The sequence below is a fragment of the Kitasatospora sp. NPDC001540 genome, assembly GCF_042894345.1.
GTDB lineage: Bacteria > Actinomycetota > Actinomycetes > Streptomycetales > Streptomycetaceae > Kitasatospora > Kitasatospora phosalacinea_C.
Genome location: NZ_JBIAVO010000011.1, coordinates 31,976 through 49,895, shown reverse-complemented (window position 1 = coordinate 49,895; position 17,920 = coordinate 31,976). Strand labels below are relative to the sequence as shown.

General features: G+C 77.1%; 19 protein-coding genes. 12 read left to right on the top strand and 7 right to left on the bottom strand.

All coding sequences use genetic code 11. From position 1 onward, the window contains the following. The first annotated feature begins 333 nt into the window (after positions 1–333). Positions 334–594, top strand: a complete 261-nt coding sequence (locus ACFY00_RS15695; RefSeq protein WP_388031584.1) for a hypothetical protein — start codon at positions 334–336, stop codon at positions 592–594. Between the two features lie 28 nt (positions 595–622). Here the strand turns inward: ACFY00_RS15695 and ACFY00_RS15690 are convergent, their stop codons facing one another. Continuing rightward, positions 623–838: a DUF6480 family protein gene (locus ACFY00_RS15690; RefSeq protein WP_388031582.1), complete on the bottom strand. Its 216-nt coding sequence runs from the start codon at positions 836–838 to the stop codon at positions 623–625. 319 nt (positions 839–1,157) lie between these two features. Here ACFY00_RS15690 and ACFY00_RS15685 point away from each other — a divergent pair, with 319 nt between their 5' ends. Next, the gene (locus ACFY00_RS15685) at positions 1,158–2,417 is read left to right on the top strand and encodes a lycopene cyclase family protein (protein ID WP_388031579.1); all 1,260 of its coding nucleotides are present in this window, start codon (positions 1,158–1,160) and stop codon (positions 2,415–2,417) included. Positions 2,418–2,494: 77 nt separating this feature from the next. Beyond that, positions 2,495–4,051 carry an FAD-dependent oxidoreductase gene (locus ACFY00_RS15680; RefSeq protein ID WP_388031577.1) on the top strand — a complete coding sequence of 519 codons (1,557 nt, stop codon included), beginning with the start codon at positions 2,495–2,497 and terminating at the stop codon, positions 4,049–4,051. Between the two features lie 16 nt (positions 4,052–4,067). On the opposite strand, the gene ACFY00_RS15675 is transcribed toward ACFY00_RS15680, so the two are convergent. The 4 genes from ACFY00_RS15675 to ACFY00_RS15660 are packed head-to-tail and all read right to left on the bottom strand — an operon-like array spanning position 4,068 to position 8,815. Further along, positions 4,068–5,066 carry a DUF5914 domain-containing protein gene (locus ACFY00_RS15675; protein ID WP_388031574.1) on the bottom strand — a complete coding sequence of 333 codons (999 nt, stop codon included), beginning with the start codon at positions 5,064–5,066 and terminating at the stop codon, positions 4,068–4,070. Then, the gene (locus ACFY00_RS15670) at positions 5,063–6,061 is read right to left on the bottom strand and encodes a phytoene/squalene synthase family protein (protein ID WP_388031572.1); all 999 of its coding nucleotides are present in this window, start codon (positions 6,059–6,061) and stop codon (positions 5,063–5,065) included. Before ACFY00_RS15670 ends, ACFY00_RS15675 begins: the two co-directional genes overlap by 4 nt. Beyond that, positions 6,048–7,637, bottom strand: coding sequence for a phytoene desaturase family protein (crtI, locus tag ACFY00_RS15665; RefSeq protein ID WP_388031570.1), 1,590 nt, complete (start codon positions 7,635–7,637; stop codon positions 6,048–6,050). The genes ACFY00_RS15670 and crtI overlap by 14 nt, the downstream gene beginning before the upstream one ends. After that, entirely contained in the window at positions 7,634–8,815 is a 1,182-nt protein-coding gene (locus tag ACFY00_RS15660; protein ID WP_388031567.1) for a polyprenyl synthetase family protein, read from the bottom strand. The genes crtI and ACFY00_RS15660 overlap by 4 nt, the downstream gene beginning before the upstream one ends. Before the next feature lie 315 nt (positions 8,816–9,130). Between ACFY00_RS15660 and ACFY00_RS15655 the strand changes: the two genes are divergently transcribed. The 7 genes from ACFY00_RS15655 (at position 9,131) to ACFY00_RS15625 (ending at position 13,691) form a co-directional block, all read left to right on the top strand. Next, positions 9,131–9,541, top strand: a complete 411-nt coding sequence (locus ACFY00_RS15655) for a hypothetical protein (protein ID WP_388031565.1) — start codon at positions 9,131–9,133, stop codon at positions 9,539–9,541. Next, positions 9,528–10,460, top strand: coding sequence for an SDR family oxidoreductase (locus tag ACFY00_RS15650; protein ID WP_388031563.1), 933 nt, complete (start codon positions 9,528–9,530; stop codon positions 10,458–10,460). The genes ACFY00_RS15655 and ACFY00_RS15650 overlap by 14 nt, the downstream gene beginning before the upstream one ends. Before the next feature lie 76 nt (positions 10,461–10,536). Further along, entirely contained in the window at positions 10,537–10,800 is a 264-nt protein-coding gene (locus tag ACFY00_RS15645) for a UBP-type zinc finger domain-containing protein (RefSeq protein ID WP_388031927.1), read from the top strand. Between the two features lie 160 nt (positions 10,801–10,960). Continuing rightward, complete coding sequence (locus ACFY00_RS15640; RefSeq protein WP_388031561.1) at positions 10,961–11,395, top strand: Hsp20/alpha crystallin family protein; 435 nt, start codon at positions 10,961–10,963, stop codon at positions 11,393–11,395. Between the two features lie 135 nt (positions 11,396–11,530). Continuing rightward, entirely contained in the window at positions 11,531–11,935 is a 405-nt protein-coding gene (locus tag ACFY00_RS15635) for a DUF2267 domain-containing protein (RefSeq protein WP_388031558.1), read from the top strand. Positions 11,936–12,006: 71 nt separating this feature from the next. Next, positions 12,007–12,414 carry a DUF2267 domain-containing protein gene (locus ACFY00_RS15630; RefSeq protein WP_388031555.1) on the top strand — a complete coding sequence of 136 codons (408 nt, stop codon included), beginning with the start codon at positions 12,007–12,009 and terminating at the stop codon, positions 12,412–12,414. Positions 12,415–12,509: 95 nt separating this feature from the next. After that, entirely contained in the window at positions 12,510–13,691 is a 1,182-nt protein-coding gene (locus tag ACFY00_RS15625; RefSeq protein ID WP_388031553.1) for a spore photoproduct lyase family protein, read from the top strand. On the opposite strand, the gene ACFY00_RS15620 is transcribed toward ACFY00_RS15625, so the two are convergent. Continuing rightward, complete coding sequence (locus ACFY00_RS15620; RefSeq protein ID WP_388031550.1) at positions 13,679–14,224, bottom strand: hypothetical protein; 546 nt, start codon at positions 14,222–14,224, stop codon at positions 13,679–13,681. The genes ACFY00_RS15625 and ACFY00_RS15620 overlap by 13 nt on opposite strands. Positions 14,225–14,460: 236 nt before the next feature. Between ACFY00_RS15620 and ACFY00_RS15615 the strand changes: the two genes are divergently transcribed. After that, entirely contained in the window at positions 14,461–15,318 is an 858-nt protein-coding gene (locus ACFY00_RS15615) for a YihY/virulence factor BrkB family protein (protein ID WP_388031548.1), read from the top strand. A 71-nt stretch (positions 15,319–15,389) separates the two neighbouring features. Here the strand turns inward: ACFY00_RS15615 and ACFY00_RS15610 are convergent, their stop codons facing one another. Further along, positions 15,390–16,805, bottom strand: coding sequence for an MFS transporter (locus ACFY00_RS15610; RefSeq protein ID WP_388031545.1), 1,416 nt, complete (start codon positions 16,803–16,805; stop codon positions 15,390–15,392). A gap of 124 nt (positions 16,806–16,929) precedes the next feature. Between ACFY00_RS15610 and ACFY00_RS15605 the strand changes: the two genes are divergently transcribed. Then, complete coding sequence (locus tag ACFY00_RS15605) at positions 16,930–17,856, top strand: LysR family transcriptional regulator (RefSeq protein WP_388031542.1); 927 nt, start codon at positions 16,930–16,932, stop codon at positions 17,854–17,856. Positions 17,857–17,920 lie beyond the last annotated feature (64 nt).

The following is a 17,920-nucleotide window of genomic DNA, read 5'->3' as shown; positions in this document are numbered from 1 at the left end:
CACTGCTCCCGGGCGTCCGGCCGGGCCCGCCACCGGGGGAGAGCGGCGCAACGCCGCAGGTGCGGGCCCGGGCCCGGAGAAAAGGTTCGTGGACGCCGAGGGGCGGCGGGCGTAGAGTTCCGCACCGGCAAGACCAGGACCACAGGAGGGGGACCTCGTGGCTCAGGACCACGTACGGACCGCGCACCTCGACCGGCCGTCGGCCGTCCGCCCCGGCGCCCCGCCGCCGGACGCCCGGCCCGGCCCCCCGCCGGTCCACCACGCCTCGGCCCCGGGGAGAACCGCTGCCCTCCCCGGCCGCTCCTGACCCTGCCCACCCCGAAGGAACACCGCATGGACTGGCAGTACGACGGATGGCGCACCGTCTACGGCTCCGCACCGCGCAGGCGACCGGCCCCGGACGGCGTCTACCTCGAACTCCACGGCGGCCCGTTCGACGGCCAGCTCCTGGACGTCGCGGGCTGGACCCCGGACGAGCTCGCCGGGGGCGCCCGGCTGGTCATCCCGGGGGACCGGACCGGCCCCCGGGCCAACTACGAGTCCGACCCCGACGACCCGTTCCGCTGGCACTACCGCGGGAACATCCACTGCTGACCCGCCGAGGCCGGGGACGGGCGGTTCCTCAGGCGAAGATCCGTCCGACGGCGAAGCCGATGCAGCAGACCACCATCACCATGATGACCAGCAGGGGGACCCAGCCGGGCCAGGCCGTGTGCAGCTCCACCGCCTCGGGCGTGGAGATGCCGTGCGTGGTCGAACCCTCACCCTCGGGTGTCTCGACCGGCACGGAGTGGCCGGGCAGCTGGGCCGAAGCGGGGACGGAGTGGCTGACGGACATGGCGTCCTCCCGGTGGTCCCGAGTCCGATGGCGTGCTGGTTCGCTTCCACCCCCCACGGTCCACCCGGCCGCGCCCGGACGCAAAGGCGCACCCCTTCCGCACCGTTCGGGCGGAGGGCGGACCCGCCGCGCCCTGCCGCGCCGGCTCCACCGGACAGCGGACACGGCGGCATGTCCCGGCGAATGGCACGGCCGAACCGGGGCAGAGGTGGCAGGGTGGGGACACCCTCGCGGCGCCCGCCGCCCGGATCCCCGGCAGCGCGCCGGGTGACGGGCCGAACGCCCCGCGCCCCGTCCGGAGCCGGAAGGCGGAAGCGAGTTGAGAGGCACTCCGGAGACCGAGCCCCTCGCGCTGGTGGTCATCGGCGGGGGAGCCGCCGGACTCAGCCTGGCCGACTGCCTGGTCAGGCACGACCCGCGCGGAGCCGACGGCGGCCCCCGGTTCGACGTCACCCTCGTCGAGGCACCGGAGGGCCCGCTGCGCCCGGCCCCCCGGACCTGGTGCTTCTGGGACGACGGCCCCGGGGCGTACGAGGAGGCCGTCGCCGCGCAGTGGTCCCGGCTGCGGATCACCGGCCCCGACGGCGAGGGCGTCGAAGCGGCGCCCGCCCCCCTGCGCTACCGGATGCTGCGCTCCACCGCCTTCGAGCACCTGGTCCACACCCGCCTCGCGGCCCACCCCCGGGCCCGGGTCCTGCGCGCCACGGTCCGGCACGTGCGGGCGCGGCCGGACGGACGGCCCGGCGCCCGCGTGCACGCCGACGACCCGGCCGGGCGGCCGCTCACCCTCGACGCCCGGTACGTCTTCGACTCCAGGCCGCCCGCCCGGTTCCCACCGGCCCGCACCGCCCTGCTGCAGCACTTCCGGGGCTGGTTCGTGCGCACCGACCGCCCGCGCTTCGACCCGGGCGCGGCGGACCTCATGGACTTCCGCGTCCCGCAGCCCGCCCACGGCCTCGCCTTCGGGTACGTCCTGCCACTGGCCCCCGACCGGGCCCTGGTGGAGTACACCGAGTTCTCCCGGCACCCGCTGACCCTCCCCGCGTACGAGCGGGCCCTGCGCGCCTACACCGGGGAAGTCCTGGGCCTGGGCGGACTCACCGTCGAGGACGTCGAACAGGGCGCCATCCCCATGACGGACGGCCGCTTCCCCCGCCGCACCGCCCCCGCGCACGTGCACATCGGCACGGCCGGCGGCGCCACCCGCCCCGCCACCGGCTACACCTTCGCCGCCGTCCAGCGGCAGGGCCGCGCCATCGCCGAGTCCCTCGGCCGACCGGCCGCGCCGCACCGCCCCGCACCGGCACCCGCGCCGCACCGCCGACGGGCCCTGGCCATGGACGCCGTCCTGCTGCGCGCCCTGGACACCGGCCGCGTCGACGGACCCCGCTTCTTCACCGACCTGTTCCGCCGCACCTCCGCCGCCCAGGTGCTGCGCTTCCTGGACGGCGCGAGCACGCCCCTGGAGGAGCTCCGCATCGGCCTGCGCTGCCCCGTCGGCCCCATGCTGCGGTCGGCCGCCGAACTGCCGCTGCTGCCCCGCCGGGCCGCGCCCGGCACCCGCCCCGCACCCCCGTGAGGACCACCGTTGACCACGCCCCCGCACCACCACGACCACGCCGCCCGTCCCACCCCCGCCCTCCCGGCGGTGCGGGGATGAGCCGCACCCCGTCCGGCGCCCGCCACGGGCGGGACCGCCGGGCCGAAGTGGTGCCCGCCGCCCCGGGCCGCGCCCGCTTCCCCGGGGCCGAGCCGCCCCGGGTGGCCGTCGTCGGCGGCGGGATCGCCGGCCTGGCCGCCGCGACGGCCCTCGCCGAACGCGGCATCGACGTGGTCCTCCACGAACGGGAACCCGTGCTGGGCGGCCGGGTCGCGGGCTGGAGCACCCGACTCGCCGACGGATCGACCGCGACCATGAGCCGCGGCTTCCACGCCTTCTTCCGCCAGTACTACAACCTGCGCGGCCTGCTGCGGCGCACCGACCCCGGCCTGACCCGGCTGGCCGGACTGCCCGACTACCCGCTGCACCGGCGCTCCGGAGCGACCGACAGCTTCGCCCGGGTGCCGCGCACCCCGCCGCTCAGCGCCGCCGGTTTCGTCGCCCTCAGCCCCACCTTCGGCCTGCGCGACCTCGCCTCCCTGGACGTCCGGGCCGCCCTCCCGCTGCTGGACGTCCGCCTCCCCGAGGTCTTCGAACGCCACGACACCACCAGCGCGCACGACCTGCTGCAGCGGATCAACTTCCCCGAGGCCGCCCGCCACCTCGCCTTCGAGGTGTTCTCCCGCAGCTTCTTCACCGACCCGCGCGACCTGTCCGCCGCCGAACTGCTGCTGATGTTCCACATCTACTTCCTCGGCTCCTCCGAGGGCCTGCTCTTCGACGTCCCCACCGAGCCCTACCCGCAGGCCCTGTGGGAGCCGCTGGCCGCCTACCTGAGCGCCCTCGGCGCCGACCTGCGCACCGGCTCCGCCGTCGACGCCGTCCGGCCGCTGCCCGGCGGGGACCTCGAAGTGGCCACCCCCGACCGGGGCGCCGAACGCCACCAGGCCGTCGTCCTCGCCCTGGACCCGGCCGGCCTGCGCACCCTCGTCGCGAACTCCGCGGCGCTGGGCGACCCCGCCTGGCGCGCCGACATCGCCGCGCTGCGCACCGCGCCGCCCTTCCTGGTCTCCCGGCTCTGGCTGGACCGCCCCGTCGCCGCCGACCGGCCGGGCTTCCTCGGCACCAGCGGCTACGACGGACTGGACAACGTCAGCGTGCTGGAGCGCTGGGAGGGCGAAGCCGCCCGCTGGTCCGCCCGCACCGGCGGCTCCGTGGTCGAACTGCACGCCTACGCCGTGGCCGAGGACGCCGAGCCCAAGGAGGTCCAGGAACGGATGACGGCCCGGCTGCACGAGGTCTACCCGGAGACCCGCGACGCCCGGACGGTGGACGCCCGCCACGAATGGCGTCGGGACTGCCCGGCCTTCCCGGTCGGCGGCTGGCCGCGCCGCCCCGGCGTCACCACCCCGCACCCCGCCGTCGTCCTCGCCGGGGACCTCGTCCGCACCGACCTGCCCGTCGCCCTGATGGAACGCGCCGCCACCACCGGCTTCCAGGCCGCCAACGCCCTGCTCGCCCGCTGGGGCGTCACCGGCCAGACCCTGTGGACGGTGCCCCGCTCCGGCCGCTCCCGCCTGCTGCGCGCCCTGGCCCGCCGGGCGGCCCGCTGACCGCCCGGCGGCCCCCTCAGCCGGGGAAGCGGCCGGTGCTGCGCAGCGCCCAGCGGCGCTCCGCGTAGGCCAGGTCGTCGCGCCACAGCCGCCCCGCGGTGCGGCGCACCAGCGGCCGCAGGGCCGGGGCCAGCGCCCGGGCCACGGCGAAGCCCCGGCGCTCCGAAGCGGCGACGACCGCCTCCACCACCGCCGTGCGCGGCGCGGGGGAGGAGGGGGCGGTCAGCGGCGTCGCGTGGGTCTCCACCACCGACCCCGCCCCCTCGCCTTCGACGATGCGCATGACGACCGTGCGCGGCCCGGGCGCGATGAAGACCGCGCGCACCGGCACCACCAGCCGCCCGGCCACCCGGAACGACACGTCCACCGCGAACCGGTCCTCCCCGGTGCCGTCCGGCACCTCCCGCACCGTCAGGTCCGCGAACGAGTAGGGGTGGAACCAGGAGCCGTGCCACGGATCCAGCCGGTTGGCCACCACGTCCTCGGGCTCGCAGCGCCCCCACCCCGTGTACACCGCCGCCACCGCCCCCCGCAGCCCGGGCCGCTCCACCGCCACCGGCCGCTCGGTCGGCTCCCCGCCCCCCATGGCGTCCAGCCGCACCCAGGCCAGCACCCCGTCCTCGTACGCCGGGAAGGGCTCCCACCCGGCCGTCGGCCCGCCGTCCAGGGCCAGCCCGTGCCAGCGGCAGACCAGCGTGCCGCACACCACCCGGCCGTCCTTCAGCGGCGCCCCCAGGTGCGGGCAGACCCCCGGCCCGGCCCGCAGCACGCCCGCGGCGTCCCGCCACAGCACCACCTCCGTGCCGCCCACCAGCCGCCCGCACGGCCGACCGCCCGCGGCGACCTCCCCGGCCGCGCCGACGGCGAACCAGTTCCCGGCGGGCCGCGCCCCCGCCCGCTCCAGCGCGGCGGCGATCAGCGCGGGCCGCGCCTGCCGCCACGACGGCTCCTGCCGCGCCCAGTCCGCCCCCCGGCGCAGCCGCAGCGGCGACCTCCATCGGCGCGCGGCGCTCACCGCCCCGCCCCCCGGCCCGCCCGCCGACGGCCCGGCCGCCCGGGCGGGGGACCGCCCCGCCCCGGGGCCCGCACCCGGGCCGCCACGACGCCGGTCAGCCCCGACACGGCGACGGCCGCCCTGCGGCGCACCGGCACCACCGCCCGCCGGTGCAGCACCGGGTAGCCGCCCTCGGCGATCGCGTCGAGGATGCCGCCGTACAGCAGGAAGGCCGTCCGGATGCACGGCCGCACCCGGGGCTCCAGCATCGCGATGCCCGGCTCGGCCTCCCGGTAGACGCCGCGGGTCAGCGCGGCGGCGGCCACCAGCGCGGCCCGGATGCGGGCGTCGTCCCGGCCCGTGCGGCGGCTCCACTCCAGCAGCGGCCGGTCCACCCCGTGGGCCGCGAGCAGGTCGGCCGGCAGGTACACCCGGCCGCGGTCCAGGTCCTCGCCCACGTCGCGCAGGAAGTTGGTCAACTGGAACGCCACCCCGAGGGCGGCCGCGTGCGGCTCGGCCTCGGCCCGGCCGGTCACCGTCCCCAGGACGGGCAGCATCTGCAGGCCGATCACCGCCGCCGAGCCGTGCATGTAACCGCACAGGTCCCGGTAGGTCGGGTAGTCGGTGACGGTGAGGTCGGCGCGCATCGAGGCCATGAAGTCGGTGAACAGCACCGGGTCGATGCCGTACCGCCCCGCGGTGTCCGCGACCGCCCGCACCACCGGCTCGTCCGCGTCGCCGCGCCGCAGACCCTGCGCCAGGTCCCGCTCCAGCGCCGCCAGCAGCCGGTCGCGCTCGGCGGGCGTCTCGCGGCGGTCCAGCCCGTCGACGATGTCGTCCGCCCACCGGGCGAAGCCGTACAGCGCGTGGACCGCGCTCCGGCGCTCCGGCGGCAGCAGCCGGGTCGCCAGGAAGTACGTGCGCCCGTGCCGGGCGTTGAGCTCGCGGCAGGCGGCGTACGCCGCCCGCAGGTCGGGGGCGGTGATCCCCGCGGCGTCCAGTTCACGGGCCGTCATGCGGCACTCCTGCGGTCGGGGGCGGGGCGGGCGTCGCGCCGGTGCCGGGCGCGGGGGGACGGGCCGCGGGCGCACGGCCGCGCGCCCGGGCCGGGCGCGCCGCGCCGGTGATCCGGGCGGCGGCGAGCTTCCCGCTGATCAGGACGGTCGGGACGCCGACCCCCGGAGTGGTGCCGCACCCGGCCAGCACCACGTTCTCCAGGCCGCGCACCAGGTTGCGCGGCCGGAACGGACCCGTCTGCGCGGAGGTGTGGGCCGCGGAGAACGGCGTGCCGGCCGCGTGCCCCAGGGCGGTCCAGTCCGCCGGGGTCACCAGGCACTCCTCCTCCACGGCCGCACCGATCCCGGTCAGCCCGCGCCGTTCCAGGGTGTCGAGCAGCCGGTCGCGGTAGCCGGGCGCCAGGTCGCCCCAGGCCGCGGCGTCCGGACCGATGACGGTGTTCGGCACCGGGGCCAGCACGTAGTGGGTGTGCCGCCCGGCCGGGGCCGCCGACGGGTCCGTGCCGGTCGGGTGGGTGATCAGCAGCGAAGGGTCCGTCATCAGGCGGCCGGTGCGGGTCAGTTCGTCGAACGTCCGCTCCCAGGCGTGCCCGAACGACAGGGTGTGGTGGGCCAGCTCCGGCCACGTCCGGTCGGTCCCCAGGTGCAGGACCACCGCCGACGGGGAGAACCGCAACGGCACCGCCCGCCGCGGCGCCCGCCCCAGCAGCCGGTACGCCACCGGCAGGTCGGGCGTCAGGACGACCGCGTCGCAGGCGATCCGCTCGCGGTCCGTGACCACGGCCGTGACCCTGCCCCCGCTGCGCTCCAGGCCCACCACGGTGCTCCCGTAGCGGAACCCGGCCCCCGCCGCCTCGGCGACGGCGGCCATCGCCCGGGGCAGCGCGTGCATGCCGCCGCGGGGGAACCAGACCCCGGCCACGGTGTCCATGTAGGCGATGACCGCGTAGGCGGCCAGCGCCCGGGCCGGGGCCACCCCCGCGTACAGCGACTGGAACGAGAACACCCGCTGCAGCCGCTCGTCGCGCAGGTGGCGCCCGATCCGCGGCGCGAGCCGACCGAACCCGCCGAGCGCGGCCAGCCGCACCAGGTCCGGGTTGAGCAACTGCCACGGCGAGTCGAAGTTGGCGTCGATGAAGCGCCGCATCTGCGCCCGGTGCAGCCGGACCAGCCAGCGGCGCAGCTCCCGGTACCCCGCGGCCTCCCGCGCCCCGGCGAAGCGCGCCACCTCGTCCTCCATCGCCCGCGCGTCGGTGTGCACGTCCAGCGTGCTGCCGTCGGCGAACCGGGCCCGGTACGCGGGGTGCAGCGGCAGCAGGTCCACGTGCGCGCGCAACGAGGTGCCGACCGCCGCGAACGCCTCGTCCGCCAGGTCGGGCATGGTCAGCACGGTCGGCCCGGTGTCGAAGAGGTACCCGCCGCGCCGGATCCGCCCCGCCCGCCCGCCGGGCCCCCCGTCCCGTTCGACGACCGTCACCCGCCGACCCGCGCCGACCAGGTGGCAGGCGGCGGACAGCCCGGCCAGGCCCGCCCCGACGACGACCACGTGATCGGACGGCGGCACGGCGCGCCTCACCGCGCCGCCCCCGCACCGCGCGCCCCGACGGGCGGCATCCCGGCGGCCGCCCTGAGCAGGTCGGCCAGCCGTCCGGCGCCGGGACCCGTCGGGCGCGCCCGCTCCAGGTGCTCCGCGCTGCGCGCGGAGAGCCGTTCGACGCGGGACCGCACCGCGGTCGGCGCCCCCGTCCTGACCAGCACCTCCCTGACCTCCGCCAACCCCGCGTCGTCCAGCTCCGGGTCGCCCAGGCAACGCTCCAGCACCTCCGACGAGACCCGGTCGCCGCGGGCCGCCGCCCGGGCGCGCGCCACCGCGACCAGGTACGTCGGCTTGCCCGCCCGGAGGTCCTCGCCGCAGGGCTTGCCGAGGCGCGCGGGATCCCCGAAGACCCCGTCGAGGTCGTCCTTGAGCTGGAAGGCGATCCCCGCGCAGCGGCCCGCGCGGCGCAGTTCCGCCACCTGCCCCGGCTCCGCCCCGGCCAGCACGGCGCCCAGGTGCACGGGCCGCTCCACCGAGTACATCCCGCTCTTCAGCCGGGCGATCCGGATCGCCCGGCCCGGCGAACGCGACCGGGTCACCTGGCCGTGCACGTCCGCGTACTGACCGGCCACCAGCTCCGTCCGCAGGTCCGACCAGACCTCCCGCACCAGCGCCCCCACCCGGGGCCGCAGCTCCGCCTGCGCGGCGGCCGCCAGGTCGTCCGCCCAGGCGAGGGCCAGGTCCCCGGCGAGGACGCCCGCGGCCGCGCCCAGGTCCGCGGCACCCCGCCCGCCCGCGCCGGGCGCGTACTGGGCGGCCACCTCCCGGTGCAGGGCCGGGCGGCCGCGGCGCGTCGCCGACCCGTCCATCACGTCGTCCTGGACGAGCGCGCAGGTCTGGAGCAGCTCCAACGCCGCCGCCGTGGCCAGCGCGGCGCCCACCGGCCCGTCCCCCCGCCCGCACGCGCGCATCGCCCACCACAGGAACTGCCCCCGCGTCCGCTTGCCCCCGCTCCGGGTGAACTCCGCCACCCGGCGGGCGACGTCGGCCGCGAAGGCCCCGTCCGCCGCGGCCGCCCGCGCCACCCGGTGGTCCAGGAACCGGTCGAGCACCCGGCCGACCGCGCCCGGCACGTCGCCGTCGACGCACCCGGCCGACGCCGCGACCGGCCCCGCTCCGCCGGGCGAACCGCGTCCTTCGGCCGGGGGAGCGAGCACACCGGGGGGACCGGCCTGCCCGGGCGGGGCGCCTCGGCCCCCCGCGGACGCCGACAGTGGTACGGAGGACATCGGACTCGCTTTCCCGTCGGGTTCCGGCACGCGCCCCGTGCGGGCGCCTGGGGCGCCGCGCACCGGCGGCGCAGAGGGCTTCCTCCGTCTATCCCCCTCCCGGCGCCCCAGTCGTCCGCGGCACGCGATTCACCCCCCGGATGCACCCGTACGGCCCCGTGTGGCCCGGGCCCCGATCGGGCAGACGCGGCGGCACCGGTCGACGGACCCGGGCCCGGTGCCCGGAGGAAAGCGGGAGGCGAGATGGCTGACGGCACGGAGGGAAGGGCCCGGCGGTACGAGCGGCCGCCAGGCACGGACGACGCGACGGTCGAGGCGCTCGGGCTGCTGTCCGAGGCCCTGGAGACCACCCAGCGGGCCCGCGGCCGCCTGTACGACTTCCACCAGCTCACCGGCGGCGCGGACAAGGCGGTCGGCGAGGCGGTGCGCCGACTGCGGGAGGCCGGGCACGGCGAGCAGGCCGACCTGGTCGAACGCGAGGTCCAGGGGGCGGACGTCCTGCCGGGCATGTGGACGTTCCAGGTCGTCGAGGCCTACGACGACGGTTACCACCGGCGCTTCACCGAAGTCGAACGGCGGGTCCGCGAGGCCCTGGGCGACGGCCGCGCCCACATCGCCGAGGCCGAGATGAAGGAGCGCCGTGAAACGACCTGACGACCCGCCGCGCACGCCCCCGCCGGACGGGAGGAGCGGCTCGCCCCTGGCGGGCCGGGTCGTCGTCGTGACCGGCGCCGCGCGCGGCCTGGGCGCGGCCGTGACCGCCGAACTCTCGCGGCGGGGCGCGACCGTCGCGCTGCTCGGGCTCAACGGGAAGGCGCTGGAGCAGGTCGCCCGCTCCCTGCCCGGGCGTAGCGGTTGCTGGGAGGTCGACGTCACCGACGACGCGGCGATGGACGGCGCCGCCGCCGGGGTCCGGGAGGAACTGGGCCCGCCGTCGGTGCTCGTCGCCAACGCCGGGGTGGCCGAGGGCGGACCGTTCGCCGACTCCGACCCCGCCACCTGGCGGCGGGTGGTGGAGGTGAACCTGATCGGCAGCGCGACCAGCGCCCGCGCCTTCCTGCCCGACCTGCTCGCCACCCGCGGCTACCTCCTGCAGATCGCCTCCCTGGCGGCGATGGGGACCTCGCCCATGATGAGCGCGTACTGCGCCTCCAAGGCGGGCGTCGAAGCCTTCGCGCACGCCCTGCAGGCCGAACTCGCCCACCGGCGCGTCGGGGTCGGCATCGCCTACCTGAACTGGATCGACACCGACATGGTCCGCGGCGCCGACCGGCACACCGTCCTGCGGGAGCTGCGCGCGCACATGCCCCGCCCCGCCCGCAAGGTGTACCCGCCGAGCACCGTGGCGGCCAGGCTGGTGCGGGCCGTCGAGCGGCGGTCCCCCGCCGTCTACGTCCCCGGCTGGCTGCGCGCCGTCCAGCCGGTCCGGGCCGCCCTGCCGCCACTGGTCACCCACCTGTCCCGCACCGAGGTGCCGCGGATCGCCGCCGACCACCCCTTCCAGGCCACCGGCCTGCTCGGCGCCGGCGGCCGGGACGCCGCCACCCGCGACGGACCGGACCGGGCGCAGTAGGCCGGGTACCGTGGACGGTGTGAACGACCAGCACGTGTGGCGCGTCGCGGTGGACCGGGGACTCGTCGTCCAGCCGGTGTGCCACCACCTCGACTCGATCCGGGACGTCCCCGCCCGCCCGGCCACCGGCTGCGAGGACTGTCTGCGGGAGGGCGGCACCTGGGTGCACCTGCGGGCGTGCCTGACCTGCGGACACGTCGGCTGCTGCGACAGCTCCCCCCGGCAGCACGCCCACCGCCACGCCCGCGCCGAGGACGGCCACCACCTCGCCCGGTCGCTCTCGGCCGGTGAGAACTGGGCCTGGTGCTACACCGACGAACTCTTCCTGCTCCCCGCCTGACGGCACCGGCGGCGTGCCCCGCCCCCGCGGAGCGCGCCCGTCCACGAAGTCACTCCATCGGTGACACCGGCACTTGTCATCCGATGGATGACGCGCTACAAAGGTGTCAGGTGAAGCGCACCGGCAACCACTCGACCAGTGGAAGTGGAGGTGTTTCGCGATGCTGCTGCGCACCGATCCGTTCCGCGACCTGGACCGCCTGGCCCAGCAGTTCCTGGGCGGCACGGGAACCTGGTCCCGCCCGACCCCGATGCCGCTGGACGCGTACCGGGCCGGCGACGAGTACGTGATCTGCTTCGACCTGCCGGGGGTGGACCCGGAGGCGATCGACATCGACGTCGAGCGCAACGTGCTGACCGTCAAGGCCGAGCGCCGACCGCGCCAGCAGGGCGAGGACGTGCAGTGGGAGCTGTCCGAGCGTCCGCTGGGCGTCTTCTCCCGGCAGGTCGTGCTGGCCGACACCCTCGACCCGGACGGCATCACCGCCGAGTACGACGAGGGCGTGCTGACGCTGCGCATCCCGGTCGCCGAGAAGGCCCGGCCCCGCAAGGTCGCGATCGGCCACACCGGGAGCCGCAAACAGATCCAGGCCTGACCGGCCCCGAAGCCGTTCCGCGCCGCCCCGATCCCTCCCCCTCGATGCCAGGGGCGGCCGGAACACCCCCCCCGACCGCCGGGCCCCGGCCCGGCGCCTGTCGCGCCCGTCCGCTGGAACGGAGGGAGAACGGCGATGACCCTTCGATGGGAGGCGTTCCTGGAGGAGGTCCAGGAACGCGGCGAGTACGCCACCCCGCAGGAGGCCGAGCGGGCCGCCCGGATCGTCCTGGCCCTGCTCGGTGCCCACCTGGTCGGCGACGTGCGCGCGGAACTGGCCGTCCGCCTGCCGGAGACCATGGCCCTGGTCCTGCTCAACCCCCTGCAAGCCGCCGAGCCGCTCAGCCAGGAACGCTTCGTGCGCGCGACCGCGGCCTGGATCGAGGGGGCCACCGACGCCACGGCCCTGTGGGACGTCGGCGCCGTCCTGTCCACGGTGGCCGACGCCGCCGGCGACGACCTCACCCGGCGCGTCCTGCTCCAACTACCGCCCGGCTACGACCTGCTGTTCGGCCGCCCGACCGCAGGCGAACGACCCTGACCACCCCTCAGACCACCCCCAGAGCACCCCTCACGCCGCCACCCGTGGGCGGCCGGTTCCGGAAGGCCCCCATGGTCATGACCCGCTACCGCCACCTCCTCCGGCAACTCCGCCACCTCGGCCGCTACCCCACCGACGCGGAAGCCGAACGGGTCCTGGACGCCGTCCTGGCCCTGCTCGGCACGCAGCTCACCGGTGACGAACGCTGCGACCTGGCCGCCCGCCTGCCCGGACGGGCCCGCACCGTCCTCGCCGCCCAGCTGCCGCTGCCCCGCCCCGTCACCGCCCCCGCCTTCGTCGAGAGCCTCGCCCACACCCTCGGCACCAGTCTCACCGCCGCCCGCTGGGACGCCTCCTCCGTCCTGGCCGCCCTCACCGAGCTCACCGACGACGACGGCCTCACCGACCGCCTCCTCGACCACCTGCCGCGCGGCTACGCCCTGCTGTTCGGCCGCGCGGACCTGGTCGCCGCCGCCTGAAGCCGCGCCCGCCCGCGAACGGCCCCGCGAACCGCCCCGCGGGCCGGGCCCGCGCCGTCCCGGAACGGTCAGCGCCCTTCCCTACACTGGTGGGCATGCGACAGCGCCCCGGAGGACCGGAGGACGGGGCCGAGGGCCTGTTCGACCTGGACGAACTCGTGGCCGCCTCGGCACCGGACGCGGAGCGGGCAGGCCGCTCCTTCCGCGACGGGGAGCAGGCGCGCCGACTGCTCGACGTCGCCGAGATCCACGCCGAACCGGCAGCCGCGTGCTCCTGGCGGGGCCGGCAGATCATCGCCCGCTTCCCCGGCGCGCGGGTCGTCGAGACGGCCTCCCACTGGCGCGTCCCCGAGCTGCACGGCAACGCGGGCAACGTGGAGCGCTGGGTGCGGGTCAAACGCGGCACCCTGGTCCTCGGCGAGCGCAAGACCTTCGGCATCCGCCCCAACGGACGGTCGGCCGACTGGATCGCCCCGGGCCTCTCCAACGGCTGCGCCATGGCCTGCGCGTACTGCTACGTCCCGCGCCGCAAGGGCTTCGCCAACCCGATCACCGTCTTCACCAACGTCGAGCGCGTCCTCGCCGCCGTCGAACGACACGTCGCCTCCACCGGCCCCAAGCGCGAGCCCAACCAGTGCGACGAGCGCGCCTGGGTCTACGACATCGGGGAGAACGGCGACTGCTCGGTCGACGACCTGATCAGCGACAACACCGCCGACCTGGTCCGGGCCTTCCGCCGGCTGCCCACCGCCAAGGCCTCCTTCGCCACCAAGTTCGTCAACCCCGACCTGCTGCGGCTCGACCCCCGGGGGCGCACCCGCATCCGATTCTCCGTGATGCCGCCCGACGACTCCCGACACCTCGACATCCGCACCAGCCCCGTCCCGGAACGCCTCGCGGCGGCCGCCGACTTCCTGGACGCCGGCTACGAAGTGCACTTCAACCTCTCCCCGGTGGTCATCCGCCCGGGTTGGGAGCGCGACTGGGGCGAACTGCTGCGCGCCATGGACGACACGCTCCCGGGACGGGTCAAGGACCAGGCCGCCGCGGAGATCATCATGCTCACGCACAACCGGGACCTGCACGAGGTCAACCTCGGCTGGCACCCCCGGGCCGAAGAGGTCCTGTGGCGGGAGGACCTCCAGGAGCCCAAGCGTTCCGAGAACGGCAGCTGGAACGTGCGCTACCGCACCGGCGTCAAGGCGTCCGCCGTGCAGACGCTGCGTGCGCTGATCGACGCCCGCGCCCCGTGGCTGCGGGTGCGCTACGCCTTCTGAGCGGCGCCCCGCCCGGCCCGGACGGCGTCCTCCAGGGCGGCGGCCAGGACGTCCAGTTCCGGGGCGAGGTCGCCGCTGACCGTGCCGGGCATCGCCGCGGCCAGTGCGCACGCCGCCACCAGTGCCAGGCGTTCGGCGGCGGTCAGTTCGGGCAGCGTCTGCGCGTCCCGGCCGTAGTGGTAGACCGGGCCGATCGCCCACGACGCGAGCAGGTGGTAGCGGCTGCCGCCGTCCAGGGCCGAGCCGTCCCCGCCGGGCACGACCGCCGCTCCGCTGGCCGCCTCCAGCGCCGCGGCCGTGCGCAGCAGCGCCCGGCCGTGCGCCCGTTCCGGCTGCCGCCCGGCCAGCGCCCGCACCCACGCCGCGGCCCGCTCCCCGGCCCTGCGCGCCCGCGCCAGCGCCCGCCGCTCCTGCAGGTCCGGCTGGTACCGGCCGTTCCCGTGGCCGTCCGGGCCGCCGCTCCCGTCGTGGTCCGGGGCGGGCGGTGGGGGAGCGGGGAAGCGGCCGGTGACGACGACGCCGTGGGTGTCCATGCCCGGTCCAACCCCGTACCGGTCCTCCGGGTCACGGCCCCCGCCCGCCCCGCTGTCCGGGGTCGGGTCCGGGGCCGGGTTTGGCGCCGGTCGGAGCGGGAAACCGGTCCGGGCGGCCGCTCGGGCGCGTTCGGTTCTCTCAGCGGTGGGGGTTCGCGGTGGTCGGGGTGTCGGGCGGGGGAAGACGGTGGGGGAGGAGGCGGTGGGGGAGGGCGCTGCGGCGCACGCCGCTGACGATGTGGAACGAAGACGTCACCGACTTCGCGGCAGCGCTGACGTACTACGCGGTCCTGGCGATCCTCCCGGCCCTGCTCGCCACGGTGGTGGGCTTCGCGCTGATCAGCCCGGCCGCGGCCCGGAACGCGGCGGTGCACCTGGCGGGCGTGGTGCCGGGCCAGGCCGGAACGGAGCTGGGCGAGGTCCTGATCCAGGCGCTGGGCGGCGGCTCGACCGGTTGGACGCTGATGGTCGCCGGGACCGGCAGCGCGCTGTGGTCGTGCTGCAGCTACCTGGCGGTGTTCCGGCGGGCGCTGCACCGGATGCACGGCACCAGCGACCGGCGCTCCCCGCTGCGCAAGGCCCCGCGGATCGTGGCGACCGCGGCCGTGCTGCTGGTGCTGCTGGCCGTGAGCGCCCTGGCGCTGATCCTCAGCGGCCCGGCCGCGCAGGAGGCGGGGGAGGTGCTGCACCTGGGCGGGACGGCTCCGCTGGTGTGGTCGGTGGTGCGCTGGCCCGTGCTGCTGGTGGTGGCGGCGACGCTGGTGATGATCGTCTTCCGGACCGGTCCCGAACCGGCCTGGCGCCGGTGGGGCAGCCTGCCGGGCGGCGTCCTGGCCGCGGCGCTCTGGCTGGTCTTCTCGGCGGGCTTCGCCCTGTACACCAGTGCCGTCGGTACTTACAGCCGCCTGTACGGTTCGCTGGCGGGGACGGTGGTCTTCCTGATCTGGCTGTGGCTGACCAACCTGGCACTGCTGGCGGGCGCGCAGTTCACGGCGGAACTGCACCGCGCCGCCGGACACTTCGGCACCTCCCGGCCCGCTGCGGAGCCGCCCGCCACCCGCCCCGCCCCGGCCGAAGGGCCGGACCGCCCCTGAGCGCGAGCCCCGCCCGGGCCCGCGGCCGCGCGTACGAGCAGCACCCGGGGCCGGGCGGGAGGCGGCCCCGCTCAGTCGGTCCAGCGCACGACGAGGACGGCGACCAGGGCCACCACGACGGCGACCACCCGGAAGCCGGAGTCCATCGCGGCGCTGAGGGCGGCGGCCGAGGCGCCGGAACCGACGGCGTGGGCGCCCAGCGCGGTGCCCATCGCCGCGACACCGACGGCGCTGCCCACCTCGCGGGCGGCGCCGTTGAGCCCGGAGCCCGTACCGGCCCGGTCGGCGGGCAGCGCGGCCATGAGCCCGCCGGACAGCGGGGGCAGCGCCAGGCCGATGCCGGCCAGGGCGAGCGCCGGGCAGAGCAGGTACAGGGCGTACGGGGTGCCGGCGCCGACGAAGGAGAAGGCGCCGAGACCGGCCACCAGCCCGGCGAAGCCGAGCGCGACCACCCGCCGCGCGCCCCAGCGCGCCACCAGCCGGCCGGAGGAGCGCGAGGCCAGCGTCATGGCGACGGCGATCGGCGCGATGGCGAAGCCCGCCAGGGCGAGGGAGTAGCCGTGGGCCAGCGTCAGGTACTGGGCATTGACGTAGAACATGGCGAACGCCCCGGCGAAGGCCACCGCCACCCCGACCGTCCCGGCCCGCACCGGGCGCAGCGCGAACACCCGCGGGTCCAGGAGCGGGTGCTCGCGGCGCAGCGCCACCCGGGCGTACAGGGCCGCGAGCGCCGCCGCGGCGGCGAAGGAGCCGAGCACCCAGGCGGAGGTCCAGCCGCGCTCGCGGCCCTCGATCAGACCGTGCACCAGGGCGACGATCGCCACGGCCAGCAGCACCGAGCCGGGCGCGTCCAGCGGAACGGACCGCCGGGGGGTCCGGGGCGCCCACCGCGCGCAGGCCGGCAGGAGCAGCGCCCCGGCCGCGCCGAACACCAGGAACAGCCCCTGCCAGGGCAGGAGTTCGAGCACGACGCCGCCGACCACGTTGCCGAGGATGCCGCCGACGGCGAGCGACGCGGTCCAGGTCGCCACGGCGGCCGGGCGGGCGGCCTGCGGGAGGACCAGCACCAGCAGTCCGAGGGTGACGGGCAGGGCGAGGGCGGCGCCCACCCCGGCGACCAGCCGCCCGGCGATCAGCAGCGGCACGTTCCCGGCGCAGGCCGCGAGCAGCCCGCCGCCCGCGAACAGGCCCAGTCCCGTCAGCAGGACGCCCTTGCGCCCGAGCCGGTCGGCCAGCGCGCCGCCGGGGATCAGCAGGCAGGCGAAGGCGATCAGGTACGCGTCCACGATCCACACCAGCGCGGTGGGGCCGGGGCGCAGGGCGCTGTGCGCGATCGAGGGCACCGCGAGGTTCATCGCGGCGGCCATGGCCTGCAGCGTGCCCGCGCACAGGGACATCAGGGCGACGACGCCCCTAGTCCCCGCCCGCTCCGCGGCCGCCCTCTCGCCGGGCCCGGCGTGCCCGACGGGCAGGTGCTCGGTCTTCATCTCGTCCCCTCCAGGTCGTGGACCTCACTGGGGGAGACGTTAGGAGCGGACCGCCATGACGACAAATGCACCCACCGCACGAGTACAGTGCACCGGACGCAATCATCCAGCTGGGAGGGCATCCGTGGCCGCCACCACCCGGGACGTCGACCTGAATCTCCTCACCGCGCTCGACGTCCTGCTCGACGAGTGCTCGGTCTCCGCCGCCGCCGACCGGCTCGGCCTCTCCGCGCCCGCGATGAGTCGGACGCTGGCCCGGATCCGCAGCGCGTTCGACGATCCGATCCTGGTCCGCTCCGGGCAGACGATGGTGCCGACCCCGCGCGCCGAGGCGGTGCACGCGGAGGTGAAGGCCGTCCTGGAGCGCTCGCGCGCCCTGTTCGCCCGGGACCGCCCGGTGGACCCGGCCCGGCTGGAGCGGACGTTCACGGTCGTCGCCAACGACCTGCTCGCCGGGGCCCTCGCCGACCGCCTGCTGCCGCGCCTGCGCCGCAGCGCGCCGGAGGTGACCGTCGTCCTGCTCTCCGAGGGCCCCCACCCCGACGAGCTGGTCCTGCGCGAGGGGAGGGCCGACCTGGAGGTCCGGGTGATCACCGCCCCGGCGCCGGAGACCCGCGTCGAGCCGCTGCTGGTCGACGAGATGGCCACCGCCGTCCGGCCCGGGCACCCGCTCACCCGCGGCCCCCTCACCCCGGCCGCGCTCGCGGGCGCGCTGCACGTCGTCCCGTCCCGGCGCGGCCGCCTGCGCGGGCCGCTGGACGACGCGCTGGAGGCCGTCGGGCTGCGGCGCCGGGTGGTCGCGGCGATGCCGACCTTCGCCTCCGCGCTCCAACTCGTCGCCGCCTCCGACCTGGTGAGCCAGGTCCCGGCACGCACCGGCGCACCGCTGGTCGCCGCCCTCGGCCTGACCGCGCTGCCGATCCCGCTGCCCCTGCCGCCCATCGACATCTCCATGGGCTGGCACCCGCGCCACGACAGCGACCCGGCCCAGCGCTGGTTCCGCCAGCAGGTCCGCTCCGCCCTCTCCGGCCTCGCCCCGGCGGCCACCTGAGCCGCGGCGCAGCGCCCGGGCGCACCCAGGCACGCACCGCCCAGGCACGCACCGCCCAGGCACG